The 18,342-nt window shown below is 31.4% G+C and carries 19 protein-coding genes; 13 read left to right on the forward strand and 6 right to left on the reverse strand.

Annotated features, from left to right (window positions below):
• The first annotated feature begins 48 nt into the window (after positions 1–48).
• The 12 genes from IW20_RS11620 to IW20_RS11675 all read left to right on the forward strand — a co-directional run bounded on the left by IW20_RS11620 (position 49) and on the right by IW20_RS11675 (position 7,861).
• Positions 49–549: a hypothetical protein gene (locus IW20_RS11620; protein WP_035622276.1), complete on the forward strand. Its 501-nt coding sequence runs from the start codon at positions 49–51 to the stop codon at positions 547–549.
• A 152-nt stretch (positions 550–701) separates the two neighbouring features.
• Entirely contained in the window at positions 702–1,211 is a 510-nt protein-coding gene (locus IW20_RS25345; protein ID WP_051885710.1) for a hypothetical protein, read from the forward strand.
• A 176-nt stretch (positions 1,212–1,387) separates the two neighbouring features.
• Positions 1,388–1,774, forward strand: a complete 387-nt coding sequence (locus tag IW20_RS11630) for a lipocalin family protein (RefSeq protein ID WP_081912476.1) — start codon at positions 1,388–1,390, stop codon at positions 1,772–1,774.
• A gap of 1 nt (position 1,775) precedes the next feature.
• Positions 1,776–2,576: a hypothetical protein gene (locus IW20_RS11635; protein WP_035622279.1), complete on the forward strand. Its 801-nt coding sequence runs from the start codon at positions 1,776–1,778 to the stop codon at positions 2,574–2,576.
• Between the two features lie 151 nt (positions 2,577–2,727).
• The gene (locus IW20_RS11640; protein ID WP_035622280.1) at positions 2,728–2,976 is read left to right on the forward strand and encodes a hypothetical protein; all 249 of its coding nucleotides are present in this window, start codon (positions 2,728–2,730) and stop codon (positions 2,974–2,976) included.
• A 73-nt stretch (positions 2,977–3,049) separates the two neighbouring features.
• Positions 3,050–3,445: a hypothetical protein gene (locus IW20_RS11645; protein ID WP_035622282.1), complete on the forward strand. Its 396-nt coding sequence runs from the start codon at positions 3,050–3,052 to the stop codon at positions 3,443–3,445.
• A gap of 140 nt (positions 3,446–3,585) precedes the next feature.
• On the forward strand, positions 3,586–3,975 hold the full coding sequence (locus IW20_RS11650; protein ID WP_035622285.1) for a helix-turn-helix domain-containing protein: 390 nt from the start codon (positions 3,586–3,588) through the stop codon (positions 3,973–3,975).
• 120 nt (positions 3,976–4,095) lie between these two features.
• On the forward strand, positions 4,096–4,722 hold the full coding sequence (locus IW20_RS11655; RefSeq protein ID WP_035622288.1) for a DUF2947 family protein: 627 nt from the start codon (positions 4,096–4,098) through the stop codon (positions 4,720–4,722).
• Between the two features lie 46 nt (positions 4,723–4,768).
• On the forward strand, positions 4,769–5,293 hold the full coding sequence (locus IW20_RS11660; protein WP_035622291.1) for a hypothetical protein: 525 nt from the start codon (positions 4,769–4,771) through the stop codon (positions 5,291–5,293).
• A 218-nt stretch (positions 5,294–5,511) separates the two neighbouring features.
• Complete coding sequence (locus tag IW20_RS11665; RefSeq protein ID WP_035622294.1) at positions 5,512–5,880, forward strand: hypothetical protein; 369 nt, start codon at positions 5,512–5,514, stop codon at positions 5,878–5,880.
• Positions 5,881–6,028: 148 nt separating this feature from the next.
• On the forward strand, positions 6,029–6,424 hold the full coding sequence (locus tag IW20_RS11670) for a VOC family protein (RefSeq protein ID WP_035622473.1): 396 nt from the start codon (positions 6,029–6,031) through the stop codon (positions 6,422–6,424).
• 255 nt (positions 6,425–6,679) lie between these two features.
• The gene (locus IW20_RS11675; protein WP_035622296.1) at positions 6,680–7,861 is read left to right on the forward strand and encodes a hypothetical protein; all 1,182 of its coding nucleotides are present in this window, start codon (positions 6,680–6,682) and stop codon (positions 7,859–7,861) included.
• 57 nt (positions 7,862–7,918) lie between these two features.
• Here IW20_RS11675 and IW20_RS11680 read toward each other — a convergent pair whose 3' ends face one another.
• The 6 genes from IW20_RS11680 to IW20_RS11705 all read right to left on the reverse strand — a co-directional run bounded on the left by IW20_RS11680 (position 7,919) and on the right by IW20_RS11705 (position 14,862).
• Positions 7,919–8,722 carry a cytochrome c biogenesis protein gene (locus IW20_RS11680; RefSeq protein ID WP_035622299.1) on the reverse strand — a complete coding sequence of 268 codons (804 nt, stop codon included), beginning with the start codon at positions 8,720–8,722 and terminating at the stop codon, positions 7,919–7,921.
• A gap of 54 nt (positions 8,723–8,776) precedes the next feature.
• Entirely contained in the window at positions 8,777–10,024 is a 1,248-nt protein-coding gene (locus IW20_RS11685) for a cytochrome c biogenesis protein ResB (protein WP_035622302.1), read from the reverse strand.
• An 88-nt stretch (positions 10,025–10,112) separates the two neighbouring features.
• On the reverse strand, positions 10,113–11,606 hold the full coding sequence (gene nrfA, locus IW20_RS11690) for an ammonia-forming cytochrome c nitrite reductase (RefSeq protein ID WP_205625910.1): 1,494 nt from the start codon (positions 11,604–11,606) through the stop codon (positions 10,113–10,115).
• Between the two features lie 54 nt (positions 11,607–11,660).
• A complete protein-coding gene (gene nrfH, locus IW20_RS11695) occupies positions 11,661–12,281 on the reverse strand; it encodes a cytochrome c nitrite reductase small subunit (RefSeq protein WP_035622308.1) in 621 nt (206 codons plus the stop codon).
• A 362-nt stretch (positions 12,282–12,643) separates the two neighbouring features.
• A complete protein-coding gene (pafA, locus tag IW20_RS11700) occupies positions 12,644–14,269 on the reverse strand; it encodes an alkaline phosphatase PafA (RefSeq protein WP_035622311.1) in 1,626 nt (541 codons plus the stop codon).
• A 125-nt stretch (positions 14,270–14,394) separates the two neighbouring features.
• Positions 14,395–14,862, reverse strand: a complete 468-nt coding sequence (locus IW20_RS11705) for a DUF1456 family protein (RefSeq protein ID WP_035622315.1) — start codon at positions 14,860–14,862, stop codon at positions 14,395–14,397.
• A 295-nt stretch (positions 14,863–15,157) separates the two neighbouring features.
• On the opposite strand from IW20_RS11705, the gene IW20_RS11710 reads away from it, so the two are divergent.
• Positions 15,158–18,340 carry a SusC/RagA family TonB-linked outer membrane protein gene (locus IW20_RS11710; protein WP_035622318.1) on the forward strand — a complete coding sequence of 1,061 codons (3,183 nt, stop codon included), beginning with the start codon at positions 15,158–15,160 and terminating at the stop codon, positions 18,338–18,340.
• Positions 18,341–18,342: the final 2 nt, after the last annotated feature.

Genomic DNA, 18,342 nt, shown 5'->3' on the forward strand with positions numbered 1-18,342 from the left:
ATTGAGACACAACACAGAAACGTTGAATATAAATATAAAACCAAAAATATGAATAAAGTAAATTTAATGTTCGTGCTACTTTTTCTCTTGCCAAATTTTATTTTTAGCCAAGATATTATAGATTACTCTAATGTAAAAACGAAATCAGGTGAAGTAAAAATACCTGGAAATTGGGAAGAATTGAATAGAGTGGATGATTCAGGTCAAACTTATCTAAAAAATAAAGATGGAGTAATTATTGCAATTGCCCAAAATCCTAAAAATTCGTATCCTTTTTTCAAAAGTAATAAATCAGATTTTGAAAACGTAAAGTTGTTTTATGTTTGGGATTCAGATTATTTGAAAGAAAATAAATTCAAAATCCAAAAGATTAAGGAAAATTCTAAATTAGAATATATAATTTGGAAATATAATGATAAGAAACTCGATAATGTATTTCTATTCGGTTCGATTAAAGATAATTTTTTAAATCTACTTGTTTATACAAATATTTGGAGCGAAGATGAAAAGATAATTTTTTTAGAAAATCTATATAAATTAAATAAATAATTATTCACTTTTGCTATTAGAACTAATTTGGTCAATAAGTATTGGGAAGTTACTCTATTTGAAAAAGATGTATACTAATCTTAGCTAATTTTCGATGTTAAAGTTGAGGGAAAGCTCCTATAGATATCAGTTTGTAATAAAATTTTAAAACTATGAATTCCTTTGAAACAATTTATGATTTTTCATCTGGAGATGGAATCAAAAAAATCTGGACATTATTTATACCAATTGGTATTTTTATATTTTTAAAATTTTTTTTATTCTTGATTGAAAACGATGAAGAAAAATTTTTATTTAAAGATCCTGAACACCAAAAATTCATGGTAAAAATATTCCAGTATGTATCGATATTCTTTTTTTTACTATTCTCAGTCTTATTTGCCCACGGATATTACAAAACAAATGATTTATACAATAATGCCAAATTACAAACAGAAGGATTTGTTACAAAATTTCATCCAATGCCATCTGGCGGTCATGATAGTGAAAGATTTATTGTTAACGGAGTAGAATTTGAATATTCAGATTTTGATATATCTGGGTTTGGATACAATAATGCTAAGTCACATGGAGGAGCGATAGACGAAAATAAATATGTAAGGATAGATTATATTAAAGAAAAGAAAGAAAATCAAATTCTGAAATTAGAAGTAAGAAAGTAAAGGATAGTTGAGGTCTACTGACTTCGTAGCGACCACTATGAGACATAACAAAAATTAAAAAGAATATTAGGAATGGGTACGAAGTCGGGATACTCTGCATAATAAGAGAACTACAGATATAATCCATAAAACATAATTAAACTATTTATAAAGATATAATCGAAGTAAAAACAGAAATGAAACAATCAAATCACATAATCAAAACAATTGCAATATTTGTTCTTTTTTTATCAAGCATAGCTATAAATGCTCAAAATTCTGATCTTTTAAAAGGAAAATGGGTTTTTAAAAAGGCACTAAATAAAGAAGTTGATGAACTTGGAAAAAAAACTTTAAATTCAGACATAATTAATAAAATGACTTTTGAATTTAAAAGTAATGATGAATTTGTTGCGTTTTTAATGGGGCAAAATGCGAATGGAAAATGGACGTTGTCTAAAAATTCAAAAGTGATAATTCTAAATTCAATAGATGGAAAATTTGAGTTGTCTATTCTTAAACTAACTAAAACTGAGTTGATATTAAAATTAGGATTGGGTGAATTTTTAATGAACAAAATCTGACATGACAATCATGCTTAAAAAGAACATTACACTTTTTCTATTATGTTTAACAGGAATCTGTTTTAGCCAAGAATTTCCTGAAAAAGAGAAAAAATACGACGTCGATATATATGAATTTTTAATGAAATCTGTCGAAAAAGATTCTGTCTCATTTGAAACATTTTTGATTAACAGTAAACCATTTTCAAAATGGGATATCAGACCTTTAAAAAGAGAACAAGTTTGGGCTTTAGATACTTTTTATAATGCAAACCAAGTACCTAACTTTATTTTTGGAGCGTTCTCTAACAAATATAATATAGCCCAGAAAACGGCAATGAATATGCCTAATCAGTTTTTAGCAAAAGGGCATGATAAAAAAGACTTTTTGGAGAATTATTTAAAGGAAAATTTGAAAAAATTCAAGAAGCTTACTACACTTATTTCTGCAAATAAAAGTGAAATTTTCACATTTTACGAAAGAATCCAAAGAGTTGATAATTTATATAAAGAAAAGGAATTGTATTGGAGATATATAATTCCCATAGACTCTCCTTTTCCTCTATCGAATAAAATTGAAAGTGACGTAAATGATGGTTTTTCTAAAGAACAAATTAAGATTCTTGATTTACTTCAGGAATTAAATATTTATTCTGCTGTTAAAACAAAAAAAGGAATTTTTTATCTAGTCGACGGGCTTACAGATAATTCATATGGATTCTATTTCAATTCAAAAGAAGAAATGGAAACAGATAATTTTCTATTCCAGATTCAGAGGTTTGAAAAGATTAATGATAACTTTTTTTATTATATAGCAAATTAATTAGCAAGGATTACATCCTTTGTCCTAAACGATAAAAAAATAGGTCTTCTTGTTTTGATATAAATTTTGGGTAAAGAAAAATCCCCCACCATTGTGGTCTATATTCAATCTCATATACGAGTTACAGGATTGAGAAATTAAACAGAAAAATATGCATTACATTGAGTTATTGAAAGCTACTAATAAAGATTTTAAGATTAAATTTATAAATATATTAAAAGACAGAAGTATTTTTGATACAAAAGAACTTTCTTATTTATATGATATTTTATTAGATTCTAAAAAAGTAGTAATTGAGTTTAAAGAATCTGATTTAGAATCTTTAAATAATGTAGTCATAGAACTTATGGATATCGGCATATGTTTTGGTGACTGTTCATTTCATGAAGAATTTGAGTGAACGATTAAGACCTTTTATGACACATTTACACTAGTTAGCATTATTTAAATAAAACCGAATAAATTCCATCATAATGAAAAATATAATAATTCTATTTTTACTATTTAGTAATGTTTTAATTGCGCAAGAAAATATATTTCTTGATCCAGATAAAGAGCCAAATTGTGAAGAATTGAAGAACGGAAAATTTGCAAGCATAAGTTATAGTCCAAAAGAATATTATATGATTGTTAAGGACGGAATACAAACGGAATATCTTGAAAATGGTCAATATGTTAAATCAAAAATGGAGTTTTTAAATGACTGTGAATATAAAACCACAATTCTAGAAGTTACAATACCTAATTACTATGCTAAAGTAGGAGATTTTTTGACCACAAAAATATTACAAACACAATGTGAATACATTAAAGTTAGGAGTACAATGCTAGGTAAAGACTATGAATTTGTTTTTGTAAAGATGAATTAGCGAAGCAAAGAAAATTATTTTTTGTCTGAAAAAACGTATTTTTGTTCTGCACAAAAAACACATAAAAACAGTATCGTACCAAAAAGGTATGTTTTTTACCAACTTTCATTTTATAAAAGAATTTTAAATACCTTTGAATTATGAGTACAGCAACTAAACCTAAACATATCGGCAGAAACATCAGCCGAATCAGAGAACTTCGTGGTATGAAACAAGAAGCACTTGCACAAGCGATTGGTTCAAACCAACAAGCTATTTCTGGAATTGAAGGAAGCGAAGAAATTGATCCTAAAAAACTTGTAGAAATTGCAAAGGCACTTGGAGTAACAGTAGAAGCTATTGAAAGTTTTTCGGAAGAAAATGTGTTTAATTATTTTAATACTTTTCATGAGTCTGTTTCAGGAAGTTTTATAACAAATAATTCTTGTACATTTAATCCTCTTGATAAAGTTGTTGAACTTTATGAGCGTTTGGTTCAGGTTGAGAAAGAAAAAAATGAATATTTAGAAAAATTACTAAAAGGAAAATAATAGTCTCTAATGAGATTTTTTATAAAGTAAAATGTGTAAATGTCTCTTTGACTTTACACATTTTTGTTTTTATTAAAATGAAACTTTGCTAACAACAATTTGCAACATTAAGAGATAAATATGAAAGATCTGGAAAAAATAAATCTAGTTAGATCGAAACTAAATATAGGTTTAAGTGTTGCAAAAGAATTAATTGAGAAATTTAGTGATATTGATTTGGCTATTGCGTCTTGGCAAAAACAAATTGAAGATGAAGAAAAAGCGAATTTAAATAAGAAATATGATTCTCTGAATAAATTCTATTATTTTGAAAATGAATATTGTTATCCGACTTTAAGTGATTCTGATAAATTAGAAATAAATGCTTTTGCAAATAATTACTGTTCCCAACTTTGGAATAAATACGTTTCGGAAAGTAAAAAACATCTTATGCTCATAAATAATCCTGAAGAATGGAAAATAAAAAATGAGATTAAAAAAGAATATAATTGGCAAAATGACTGGAACGAAACTAATACAGAAGCTTTCAGCGAAAACGTAAAGTCATTAATTGATTGGGAGGAAGATGATGAGGTTATGTTTTTTTGGAATAAATATTCAGGAATAGAATCTAAATGGAGGATAATTTGCAAATATTGGATTTCATTTTTATACGATGATGAATCAAATATTATCATAAATCCTAAAAATAAAAAAGTAATAATCTTGAGTACAAATGGAAACTTATCTATAGCTGAAAGAGATTAGACTAGATTTATTTTTTACTAATTGTTATCATAGAAAAATTAAATTAATGAACATTAATCAGAAAATTCTAAAAAATATTTCTTTAGCTCTCTTATTAATTATTTTATTCAGTTGCACGAAAGAGAATAACAATGAATTAATTAAAAAGTTTGAAGGAGAGTTCAAAGATTCAATATCAAAACATAAAGCTGAAAAATTTGAATATCAATATGACGGACTTGTCCCTCAAAGTTCGTATTTAGTAAATGGTAAAATAAAGTATTTAACTTTTCGTCATGGTCCCGAAAATGGTTCGATAGAGTCAATGGTTTTCTTTGATTTATCTTCTGATTCAATTCAGAAAATTATTAGACGAAAAATTTCGTTTGAATGGGATGATATTAATAATCTTAAAACTGAAAAAAAGACTGATACAACGTATGTGATTCTTTTCAATCCAAAAAGAAAAGTTTTAAGATATGTAGGTAATAAATTAGTAGATTCTTTATTTGATAAATCGCTATTTGAAAATGATAGAACTTTTATTTATACCATGAAAAAACAAACGGAAAAGAAATATAGCAGTAGGTAATAATCATAATAAAAGTGGTAACTCCGCTGGCGCGAGTGTCCCACTCGTGCCCACAATCTATTTTCCGTTTTTTATCTATATCATTTATATTTACGAGCGGGACACTCGCGTTAGCAAGAGTAGTAACTCAGATTAGTAACATGAATTATAAAGTCTAACCTAATCTAAGCTTCATTTTTAATTTGTAATTTCGGCGAATCAAAAAAAATAAACAAAAAATGAAATTACAAATACGCATTCTGATTTATTCGATATTATTCTTTACATATAGTTTTTCAACTTCTTTTTTATTGACGTTGGGCGAAAAATTGAAAGATCATAGATTTATAACTTTAGGCTGTGGTTTTCTTCTTATCAATTTAATTTTCTCTTTCAGGGTATTAAAATGGACTCCTTTATTAAATATAGTGTGCTCTGTTGTAATTGCATCTTTAGCCTTATTCTTATCATTGAAGTTTGGTGATTTACACCTGTTTTCAAAATATGATCCTTATGGGATTAAAACGGCATTAATGACTTATACTTTTTTGTCTATTTTGTTTTGGGAAATTGTGTATCAAATTAAAAGTAGAAAACAATTAAAATAGAACTTTGTGTTAGGTGTGTACATTGTTACGCAAAACAAACATTATCTTATATCCGATCTTAATCAGAGGTGCACAATAGTGCGCCTCTATTTTTTTAATTTAAAAATTCATAAATTTAGTGTACAATTAATTCTTTAAAATGAATCTTATGAAAACTAAAAAAATATGGGCAAATTTGGGAGTGGAGGATTTAGAAAGAACAACCAAATTTTATAGCGAATTAGGATTTAAACGAAACGGACACAATGCGTCTAAAGAGCTAACAAGTTTTATTTTTGGAGACGATAATTTTATAATTCATTTTTTTATAAAAGAACAATTCAAGTGGGCTGTTGATGGTGAAATGACTGATTTAAAACTCGGTAATGAAATTATATTTTCACTTTCTGCCGAAAGCAAAAATGAAGTAAATGAATGGGTGAAAATTGTAGAAAAGGCTGGAGGACGAATTTTTGCTGAACCACAAGATTATGGAAAAGGTTATTTTTTTGGTTTTTCTGATCCGGATGGTCATAAATTTAATGTTTTATATTGGCCTGAATAAAATCGGTTCTTGATTGGAATCTGAAGAAACGTATTACCGCAGCATCTTCATATTGAAAAAATATACCTCTAATCTAGCCCCGATGGGAGCGATATCCTTTTTCTGGCTTTTTTAGACAGAAAAAGATTTAGCGTACAGCGGGACGGTTGGTTGTTATGAAAATGAGAGTTTTTGCTTCTTAAAATTTTAAATCATGCTGCTGTTTATCTCATTTGATCTAAAACAGATATATTTGCACTTTAAAAAAATTAAGGAATGAAAAAGATTATAATACTTTTTTCAATATTGTTTTTGGTGCTTTCGTGTGGTGTAAAAACTACTCAATCGTTGTTAAGTGATGGTGATTATGATGGAGCTATAAATCGTGCTGTTGAAGGATTAAGGAATAAAAAGGATTCTAAGGGGAAACAAGATTATGTTTATTTGCTTGAAGAGGCTTTTGCTAAAGCTAAAGAAAGGGATTTACGCAATCTTGATATGATGGCTAAGGAAGCTAATCCTGCTAATATTGAGCGTGTTTACAATACTTACATACAATTAAATAACCGTCAGGAAAAAATAAGACCTTTGTTGCCATTGCAATTAATGAAACAGGGGAAGAATGCTTATTTCCCGTTTGATAATTATTCGGAACAAATTGTAAGTAGTAAAAATGCGTTGTCTAAATACTTATATGAAAACGCTTCGACTCTTTTAAAATCTAAAAACAAACTTGATTTTAGAAAAGCTTATGATGATTTTGCTTATCTGGAAAGTATAAATCCGGGGTATAAGAATACTAAAAAGCTTATGGATGAAGCATTGTTTAAAGGAACTGATTTTGTGGATGTTTATGCTAAAAACGAAACGAATATGGTTATCCCAAGACAACTTCAAAATGATTTATTAGATTTTAGTACTTATGGATTAAATGATAAGTGGACTGTTTATCATAATGCCAGACAAAAAAATGTTGTTTATGATTATAGTTTGGTACTGAATTTTAGAGAGATATTTATTTCGCCTGAGCAAATTAAAGAAAAAGAGTTTATTAAAGAAAGACAAGTTAAGGACGGTGTAAGAACTCTTTTGGATGGTAGAGGAAGACCTGTTAAGGATAGTTTAGGTCGCGAAATAAAAGTGGATAATTTTAGAACACTTCGTGCGAATATATATGAGTTCAGACAATTTAAATCTTGTCAGGTTACGGCAAAGGTTGACTATATAGATTTAAAAGGGAATCAGTTAATACAATCGTTTCCTATAACGAGCGAGTTTATTTTTGATTATACTTATGCAACGTACAAAGGGGATAGAAATGCTTGTGAGGATAGTTATATAAGTTATTTTAATAAACGTGCTGTGCCTTTTCCTAATAACGAACAAATGGTTTATGATACGGGCGAGGATTTAAAAGCCAAGCTTAAAGATATCATTGTTCGGAATAGATTTAGGTGATAGTACTTTATAAAAGTAAAAAAGAGCAGAAACTATATTTTAGTTTCTGCTCTTTTTTTATGTGTTGGAGTAGGTGTGGACACTTTGTGCTGCAGATGGCATATAATTTACACCAAACCAGCAAAGTAATAATACAACAAATGCTAGCGCCAAGGTTATTAAAACTGGTTTAATGCTATCTGGGTATCGGTAACGCATGTGTATATAAATTAAGTATCCTAACCAGGTGAGCATTGCCCATGTTTCTTTAGGATCCCATGTCCAGTAATGTCCCCAAGCTTCTTTTGCCCATAAGGCACCAAACAATAATCCTAAGGAGAGGAATCCAAAACCTACGTATACTAGATTGTTTGCCAGTTGTAATATCGCATCTTTGTAATTGCCTCTGTAATATTCATATAATCCATAACAAGCTACAATTGATGATGCAGCAAGTAAGGCATAAGAAAAAATGTAGACCAAAACATGAGGAACAAACCAAATACTTTGCAAAGCTGGCATTAGGGCTTTATTGTATGTATCTGGATTAAGATAGTTGATGGTTAAAAACACGGTTGCCATAACCAAACTATAGTTTAATAGCCATTTGTATTTCCAACGGGTATAGGTTATGACTCCTATAATTGGTAAGAATACGGCATACCATAGTCTTGTTTCGCCAAGTGTACGCATAGGTGGTCGTCCTAAATGTTGCCATAAGTTATAGGTAAATACAACCATGGCCAAACCTCCTAATATTGCAAAAAGGAGTATAGGCGCAGTTTTATTACGAGTACTTTTAGGAACTTGTAAGAGCATGCAGATTATCCAACAGATAATCGCCACAATGGCATAGTGAGAAAAATAGATCCAATAATTCATTTAAAAATCTTTATTTATATACAATTCCAAACATTCATTTAAGGAGGTAGTTATTTAAACTACCGTTCCTCTTCCTTTAAATATCAAGTAAACAGCCCCAATTATCATCATGAAAATTCCGGAGTAAACAATAGGTAACCATGGATCGCGAACTAATTCTATAACGCTTAATTTAGACCATTTTCCGAATTTTTCATCATAACTTAATTGGTACACTTTCCATCCGTTTACTCTATATGGTTTATTGACTTCGATTACTGTTTTGTCATTTTTTTGGTCTTTAACAAACACATTTACGTGGGAACTGTATTTTTTTGCTTCGGGTTGCAGCATTACGATTGCTTCTTTATCGTTTAATTGTAAATAGGAATATTCGGTTGCAAAACTTCCGCAACTAATCCATGCTGTAGTATCTATTGTGGCCGATTTTACTTCGACTAATGCTGCAGGAGTTGCACCTTCTTCATTTACCTGAAAATAACCATTGCCTGTAAACTTGCTGTTTTCTATATAATTGATGATTTTAATTTTATAGCCTTTGTAATCATAGCTATCTCCTTTATTAATCATCCTAAGTGCATTTACTCCTTTTGTCTCAATGCTATTGTTTGTAATATCGGCAAAGGCAAGTTTTGGAGCAAAGGTTTCCATATCAAAGCTCGTGAGTTCAAAGGCAATAGGCATTGGTATCATGTCTCCTTTTTCATTTTCGGCTCCCCAAACCAATTGGTTTTCGTATAACTTCATGGTATAGCGTTGTAAATCTCCGCTACCCAAAATTCCTGCTGTCATTGCGATAAAAAGTCCTAAGTGATTTAATATGAATCCCCAGTTTTTCCATTGCCAAGGCGTCATTCTATTAAGAGTTGCGAGACCAAGTGTAATAAGAAAATACAATTGTGCTATGATAAATGGCCAACTGGTTAATACAAACGAAAATCCGAATAAATCTGGTTTTACTCCCTCGACAAAATTTTGTTGAGGTAGTGTTCCCATAATAACGGCTTGTATTAAAACCAAGACAATCGCACTAACGGATGCTGGTACTGACCTCAGCCATTTTACCCAAGGATGTGTCCTACTGGTAAAATGTAACAAAAGCAACATACCAATAAATAAACCTCCTATAATGTAATTTGTAGGTGCTCCAATGGCTTTAATACTAGTTCTGGTTGTTATTTGTAGCAAATAACCAGTTAGTAATAATCCGGCAGCGATTATAAAAGATTCTTTATAATCCCAGGGATATTGCCAGAGCTTTCTTTTAGGCATTTTATGTTTTTCAAAATTAACTAATCTCATTCTTATTTTTAATTTGGAACTTTTAATTAAAGAGGGTTCTGTATGGTTGATAATAACATATACGAACCCTCTCTAAACTTATTTGGTTTTATTTGGCCTGATCAGAATATAACAGTTGCTTTTTTTTAGCTTCGTCTAGCCATTTTGGTAAAACTGTTTTTTTGAATTCGGCTTTATTGGCTTTTTCTTTGTCTATATCAAGTCCTATGAATTTCTGTGCTTTTTCTTTGGTAGAAATATCAGGATATTGAATAGGTCCAGTTTGTCCTAATGAAGCTAATACTTTGCTTAAACCTATTCTTGCTTCAGCTGCTTTATTTAAACCATTTGTAATAACTCTTGCCGTTTCTAATGGAGCATGAAATGATCCTCCGTGTGATGCTGCAGCATAGTCCCAACGCCATTGTGATTGACGTATTAATTTTAAGATACCTTTCATCTGAGCTTCTGTAGCTCCTTTGTCCCAAGCTAGTTTTGCTTCTAGATGTGCTTTTACCAATTGATCTTCTAGCTCAATACGTATTTGATGAATTTTTTGCTGACGTTCATTTACGTTTGCAACTAATGTTTTTTCTTCTTCTCGGTGACAAACCTGACAAGAATTTGCTACGTTATTAAGTGGAGATTGTATTTTATGATCGGTAAATTTTTGTCCACCTTCACTTTTGTATGGCATATGGCAATCGGCACAAGAAACACCTCTTTGTCCGTGAATACCCATTTGATGAATTTCGTAATCTGGATGTTGTGCTTTAAGAATTGGTGCTTTACTTAGTGCATGGGTAAAGTCTGTAAAATCGATATCATCATAATATTTCTCCATATCCTCTACAGTCATACCATTTTTCCATGGGAATTTTACTTTAACAGCTCCTTCTACAGTTTTTTTATCAAAATAATATTCTACGTGGCATTGTGCACAAACCAATGAGCGCATTTCGTTATGTGTTGCTTTGGTAATATCTTTTCCTTGCTCTTTAAACGCTTCGATTAATGCAGGACGTGTAATTTTTAGGTTCATTGTTTTAGAATCATGACAATCGGCACATCCGATAGGATTTACAATTTCAGGTCCTAAAGCTGCCCAAGTTTGTTTGTAAAATTCATCTATACCTAGTTTATCCATCATACGGGGTACATCTGGAGATTTACATACCCAGCAACTAGAGGGTTGAGGTCCGTCTTGCGGGCCTTTTGGAGCTCCGGTTCTTAGGGTATTATTAATGTCATCTAATGCATAAAAGTGACCTCTACCTTGATTATAATCTTTAGAGAAAGCATAACCTGCCCAAAGAACTACCATACGTGGATCTTCATGTAGCATATCTCTCATTTTTCCGCCACCATACATACTTGTAAAACTTGTATCGGCAGTTTGGTAGTAGGTTTGAAATTCACGAGGATAATTTGCTCCCCAAACTTCATTTCTTGATTCAAACTCGCCTACAGGAGCTAATACTTTATTAACAAACAAAGCTTCTGTACGACGTTCCATTACGCTATTAACTAATAAGCCAAGCATAAACACTACTAACATGGTGATGCCAAACATTACCCATCCTAACCAAGGTTTGCGTTTTATAATTTCTTTTAGAGGTGCCATAATTATATCTGTATTTAATTGAAAATTTTAATTCTATTTTGGTTTATTCGATTCTTCTTTCTTTGCAGTTTTTGTACTGTCGGTTTGTTTTTGTAGCCATTCTGGAATAGGAGATTCTAATAAAGGAACTCTTGCATTTGGCACAGACGATAAACTATTTACTCTGCCGTGAGGAACTTCGCGATGACAATCCCAGCATAATTTTCCTTCTCCATGTTTTTTGCTTTCTAGAGTAACTCCTTTTGTACTCACATTTGCATTAAGATCGCTATGACAACGCTGACAGTTTTTTTGAACTACATCTGTTCCTGCTTCCTTTATATGTATAACTTGTGGCTCTGCCCTCCATGTAAATATGGTTGCATGATAAATCCCATCTTTTGCTTTAAAAAAGTATTTGTTAAAAGCATTGTTGTGTGGTACATGACAATCATTGCAATTGGTAACTCTAGCGTGTGAGCTATGTTGCCAAGTGGCATAAAAAGGAGTCATTACATGGCAGTTAACGCATGTTTTAGGATCGTCGGAGAGGTATGATACCGCATTAGATACATACAATAAATAAGCAAATAATCCCATCCCTATTCCCACTGCCATTATAACAAAGGGTACCCATTTACGTGGTGGTAATAAATAATTTAAAATCTTAATCATAATAATATCCCTTAATTGTAGTATTAAATTTATTTACTTAATACCTACATTATGATGATATTTATCAGATAGTAAAGTTTGATGTATAATGAGGTAAATTATCTTAAATATAAGGTAATATGAGGTGTTTTAACAATTTATTGGAGTATTGTTTTTTTAGTTTAAGAGATTTACTTGTAAGGTTTGTTTGCGAAGTTTTAAAAGTGCTAATAAATTAATACAAAATAAAGGAGAAAAATGTCTTTAATTAAGAGGTGGTGATATAAAAACGAACAATATGAGAGGTAAAAGAGAAAATAGGATATAGCAAAAAAGGACTGTATTTATTAAATACAGCCCTTTTTTATGAGTATGAAAAAAGATTATTTTTTTTCTTTATCTAAAACTTCTTCCAGAACATTTGCTTCAGTTCCGTTCGGGAACGTTACTTTTATTTTTTGTGCAATTGTTGGTGCAATCTGAGTAATCGTTTTCTTATTGTATGATTCTCCTTTTTTAATATGCCAACCGTAAAAAATTGCAGGAACGTGTGTATCATAAGTATATGGTGTTCCGTGAGATGTCCCTGTTCCCATATATTCGATATAACCAGGTTTGTCAAGAACAATTAAATCTCCGTTTTGAGTTACATCATATCCTTTTACAATAAAGTTTAAATAGTAATCATTACCTGTAGCATTTAAAATATCTTCTTCAGTATATACTCTTTTTACATAATCCTGAGTCATTAAATAATCTTTGAAAGCTTGTTTAACTTTTACTAAATCAAGTTTTTTGGTTTTGATTATTTCTTTATTAAAGAATAAGTTGAAACTAGAGTAGTTTAAAACTAAATCTACACCAAAAGTTTTTACTGAAAAATCAGTTAGATTTTTACGAGTATCTTTTGGACTAACGTTGTCTACATTGTATTTACGATCTTTAAGGTAATTTACATTTTCTGCTCCTGCGTGATCAGCAGTTAAGAAAAGTAGGTAATTATCTTTACCAACAGTTTTGTCAAGGTAAGCTAAAAAGTCGGCTATAGTTTGATCTAAACGCAAGTAAGTATCTTGTAATTCCATAGAACGTGGTCCTAATAAATGTCCAACGTAATCTGTAGATGAGAAACTAACAGTTAAGAAATCTGTAATATTATCTTTTCCTAATTCTTCTTTTTCGATTGCTCTTTTTGCAAAATCGGCAAGTAAGTCATTTCCGAATGGAGTAGAACGAATAATTCCTGCATCATTTTTATCATACATATCTTTTAAGTTGTATGGAAAAACTGGTGCGGCACTATTGTATAATTTTCCTTCGTATGGATTATTATCTGGTAAACTTTTACTAGTATAAACAGAAAGAGGTTTGTAAAGATCCCAACCTTTATTTATATATGATAAATAACGTTTCTCACCATTAAATTCAGTTACCCAATCAGGTAATTTATCTCCGTAAAAAGTACTAGAAATAAATGATCCTGTTTTGCTATACCAAAAAGCCCAATTAGCAAAGTGTCCTGCTGGCAAAATAGCCCCACGATCTTTAAGACTCACACCAATTACTTTTCCTTGAAAATTGGTAGCCATTCTTAACTCGTCAGTTATAGTTGTGCTTAATAAGTTTTTTGGAGACATTGCGCCTTCTTCCTTTGTACCATCACCTACAGTTACTACACCTGCATCATCAGTACAATACATTTGTTTTCCTAATTTTCGGCTAAACCATTCGTTACTTACAATTCCGTGTGTTGCAGGAGTTGTTCCAGTGTAAATAGATGCATGTCCTGGAGCAGTGTAAGTAGGCATGTAATTGTAATGCATGTTCTGAAACGTGTATCCATTATTCATAAGCCTTTTGAATCCATTTGGACTAAAGTCATCTGAGAACCGATAGAGATATTCCATCTTCATTTGATCCACTACAATACCAACTACTAGTTTTGGACGTTCTTGTGCATGTATTTGGGTAACGAATACGAATGCTAAAAATAAAATAAGTCTTTTCATGTTTTAATATCTAATTTTAGACAAAAATACAGATTCAAATTCAAAAAGAATTCAGAATTGGGATTGAAAACACAGAAATGATTTTACTTTAACATTATGGTATAAAAAAAATCCTAAGTGTGAGCTTAGGATTTTTTGTTTTTACCGAAGTTGAATTTTACTTTTTCAACTACTTGTATTTTTGGAGTAGACTTACTATTACTCTTTTTGAATGGCTTTTTAGCACCAGTTCCAGATTTAGATGGCCTTTGATCTCCTCTGGCACCTTCTTCATCTTTTGGTTTTGCTTTAAACTCTGGTCTTTCCTTTGTGCTACCTTTTGCAGGAATTTCTGCTTTGTGTTTAGCTAAAACCTCATTAGGGTTTTTAGGATTTTCTTTTGTTCCTCTTAAATGAATTACTAATCCGTTTAAGAAGTTACGCAATACCTGATCCCCACACTCCATATAGTTCTCATGGTCTTCGGCTCTAAAAAAAGCACCCAACTCTGATTTTGAAATTCTAAAATCTACCAATTCTAATATTTCAACTATTTGGTCGTCACGGAGCATTAAGGCCACGCGTAGTTTTTTTAGGATATCGTTATTTGTCATCGTTTAATTTTTTACAAAGGTACGTTTCTATATCTTTTAAATTATAGTTGGTCTCAAAATTTTAATCTAATCGAATGGATTTCTCTAATTCCAGAAGAATCAAAATTATTTAGCCTTACAGTATAACTATAAAATTATCTATTAGCATTTTAGTTAGTAGATAATTATTACAATATAATGCTTATAAAATAAGAATTGTTCTATATGTTGTTATAATAAAAATCACTTTGTAAGTGTAAAGTGTTAAATTGCGTTAAAATAAAACCAAACTATTAACCAATTTTAACTAAGTTTTATGAAACAGAAAGAAATCATTTTTTCCTTTGTTTTGTTCTTATTTGCGACAACAATTTTATTTGCGCAAAAATTAACGGTAAAAGGAATTGTAACTGATGAACAAGGTATGCCTATACCGGGTGTAAATATTCAGGAAGAAGGCGGGACAAATGGAACCTCGTCAGGATTAGATGGAGATTATAAAATAAGCGCCAATAAAGGTTCTGTTTTAGTTTTTTCATATATCGGATATAAAACTTCTAAAGTTACTGTAACCGATGAGGTATTAAATGTCAAGATGAATTCTGGTGCAAACGAACTAGATGGAGTTGTCGTTACTGCATTAGGACTGAAAAGAGATCAAAAATCTCTGGGTTACTCTACCCAGAAAGTTAGGGTGGCAGATGTTGTTACGGTTAGAGAAACAGATATTAATAATGCCTTAGCAGGTAAAGTTGCGGGTGTTCAGTTTCAAGGTTCTCCTAGTGGAGATTTTAGAACATCAGAACTACGACTCAGGGGGAATACAGGAGTATTATATGTTGTTGATAATATAAAAGTAGCCTCAATTGGCGATATTAATCCAGAGAGTATTGAAAGTATTAATACTTTAAAAGGACTTTCGGCAACTGCGTTATATGGTCCAGAGGGTAGGAATGGAGCTATTGTAATTACTACTAAAAGAGGAAAAAAAGGTGCTACCTCAGTAGTGTTTAATTTGAGCTCTTCATTAGAAAATGCTTATTTATTTCCCAAATTCCAAAATGAATATGGTGGTGGGTATTCACAAACGTTTCCAAAATACACTTATAATCCAGCAACAGACCCAGCGTCTTTTGCAAGTTTTAATGGTCAGGATATTGTAGATTATGCTGCTGATGAAAGTTGGGGACCAAGAATGCAAGGGCAAATGGTTAGAGCTTGGAACAGTTGGGAAGAAGGTACTCCTGAATTTGGAAAGCTAACCCCATACGCACCTAATCCTAATAATATTAAGAATTTTTACGATACAGGAGTAACAAAAAGAGCAAGTCTATCCGTAAGTAAAGGAGGAGAAGATTTCTCTATAAATTTTGGTTTGACAAAAACAGATAGAGAAGGTATTGTGCCAAACACAGCAAGAACACAATACGATATTAACCTTACAGCAGAAGCTAATCTGGGTAAAAAATTCAAAGTGTTTTCTACGATATTGTTCCAGGACAGGCAAACTACAGGATACAATCGTAATAACTTAATTTTGCCAGCCGTAGCTAGTTTGAGACAATGGTTTCAAAGACAATTAAACATGGACGATTTACGTGATTATCGCATGAATGGTAAAATTGTAACTTGGAACAGAATGAGTCCTACTAATGGAAAATCAGTTGGATGGAACTCTCCTTTCTTTGATCAATACGAACAACCAAATAAGGAAGATTATAAATCCTTTAATGGGAAAATAGGCGGCTCTTATGAAATCATTAAAGACTTTATAGCAAGTGTTGAGCTCAGAAAAACATATATAGGAACCGATTATTATGATATTACCAACGCTTGGGGAGGAGTTGCTATTCCGGCTTATTCAGAAAGTCTTCAGATAATTAATAAAGATGAAGTTTCAGGGATTTTAACCTATAAAAAGAAAATTAATAAGTTTGATATTAATGGGACTCTAGGTTTTGAATATCAATTTTACAACAGGACTTATATGCAAAATAGTACTGTTGGAGGTTTGGTTTCAGAAGGTTTTTATAGCATAAGTACTTCGGTTAGTGCTCCATTAATAGATAATAAAAGATTTAAGTCACAAAATCGCGCTGCTTTCTTAACAGGATCAGTTGGCTACGATGATTTCTTATACGTTGATGCTTCTTATCGTAATGACTTTGCATCAACGGCAGATATTAATGACAATAAATTAGCGACTTATGGAATATCTGGAAGTTTTGTTTTTTCTAAATTCATTCCTGAAAATAGTATTTTTTCATTCGGAAAAATTAGAGCAGGATTTGCAATGGCACCGCAATTTCCAGCAATATATCAAACGAGTCCTATTTATGTAGTCGGGACAACTTATGGCACTTATCCTACTTCGTCTACACAATCTATACCTAGTAACCCAAGATTAAAAGGAGGTAACCGCCAAGAAAAAGAATATGGTCTGGATTTAAAATTCTTTAATAACAGGCTTTCATTAGATATATCTTATTTTGATAGATTGGATAACAAATTACCCTCTCTTATAACTCTGGATGCCTCTACTGGAACAACGGGAACGTATCAAAACGGAGGGAAGCAAACGTACAAAGGTTTTGAACTTGCGTTATCTGGAACACCACTCAAGACTACTAATTTTGAATGGAATATTGGGGCCAATTTTGCAACTCTAGATAGGCAAGTGGTCGCTATTGCACCAGGAATAACAAGAAATATTATTCAATCTGGAAATTCAAACATGGGGAATGTTCAGTTAGTTGAACAAGTAGGACAGGAATGGGGAGCCATTTACGGAAGTAGAATTGAGAGAGATGCAAACGGAAAAGCAAAACTGAATGCTTCTGGTGCTTATGTGAGAGAGTTAGGAGTGTATTTAGGAAATGTTTTACCAAAATATACAGGAGGTTTAACAACTTCTGTTAGAGTGAAAAATTTTGATTTGAGTTTAGGTTTTGACTTTCAGCAAGGAGGAAAATATTATTCCCTTTCTAATTCATTGATTAATAGAACTGGTGTTGGTATCGAAACGGTTGGTAATAATGATTTGGGTAACCCAAAAAGAGATCCTGTAGTAAACTTGGCAGGTGTAAGTTCCCCAACAGCTACGATTCTTAATTCGACAGCGGCTCCAAATTCTGGAGGACTTTTGGTTGAAGGTGTAGATGCTGTAACGGGTAATGATGTTGCTTACCGTGTAAATACAAAAACATATTGGGCAAATATTAGAGCAATAACAGAGCCTTTTCTAGAAGATGCTTCTTATGTAAAATTAAGAACTCTTAGATTAGGTTATACTATGAATAGAAGTGTGCTAGAAAATACGCCTTTTCAAAAAATTAATGTTGCGGTTTATGCCAATAATCTTTGGCTAATTTATGCAGCAAACCGTAATATCGATCCATCCGAACTACAATCGTATAATACGACAAGTACCCCATTTATAGAAACGGCTCAATTACCGAATTCCAGATCTATTGGTTTAAATGTTGTTTTAACTTTATAATT

It is taken from the genome of Flavobacterium hydatis (assembly GCF_000737695.1).
Lineage (GTDB): Bacteria > Bacteroidota > Bacteroidia > Flavobacteriales > Flavobacteriaceae > Flavobacterium > Flavobacterium hydatis.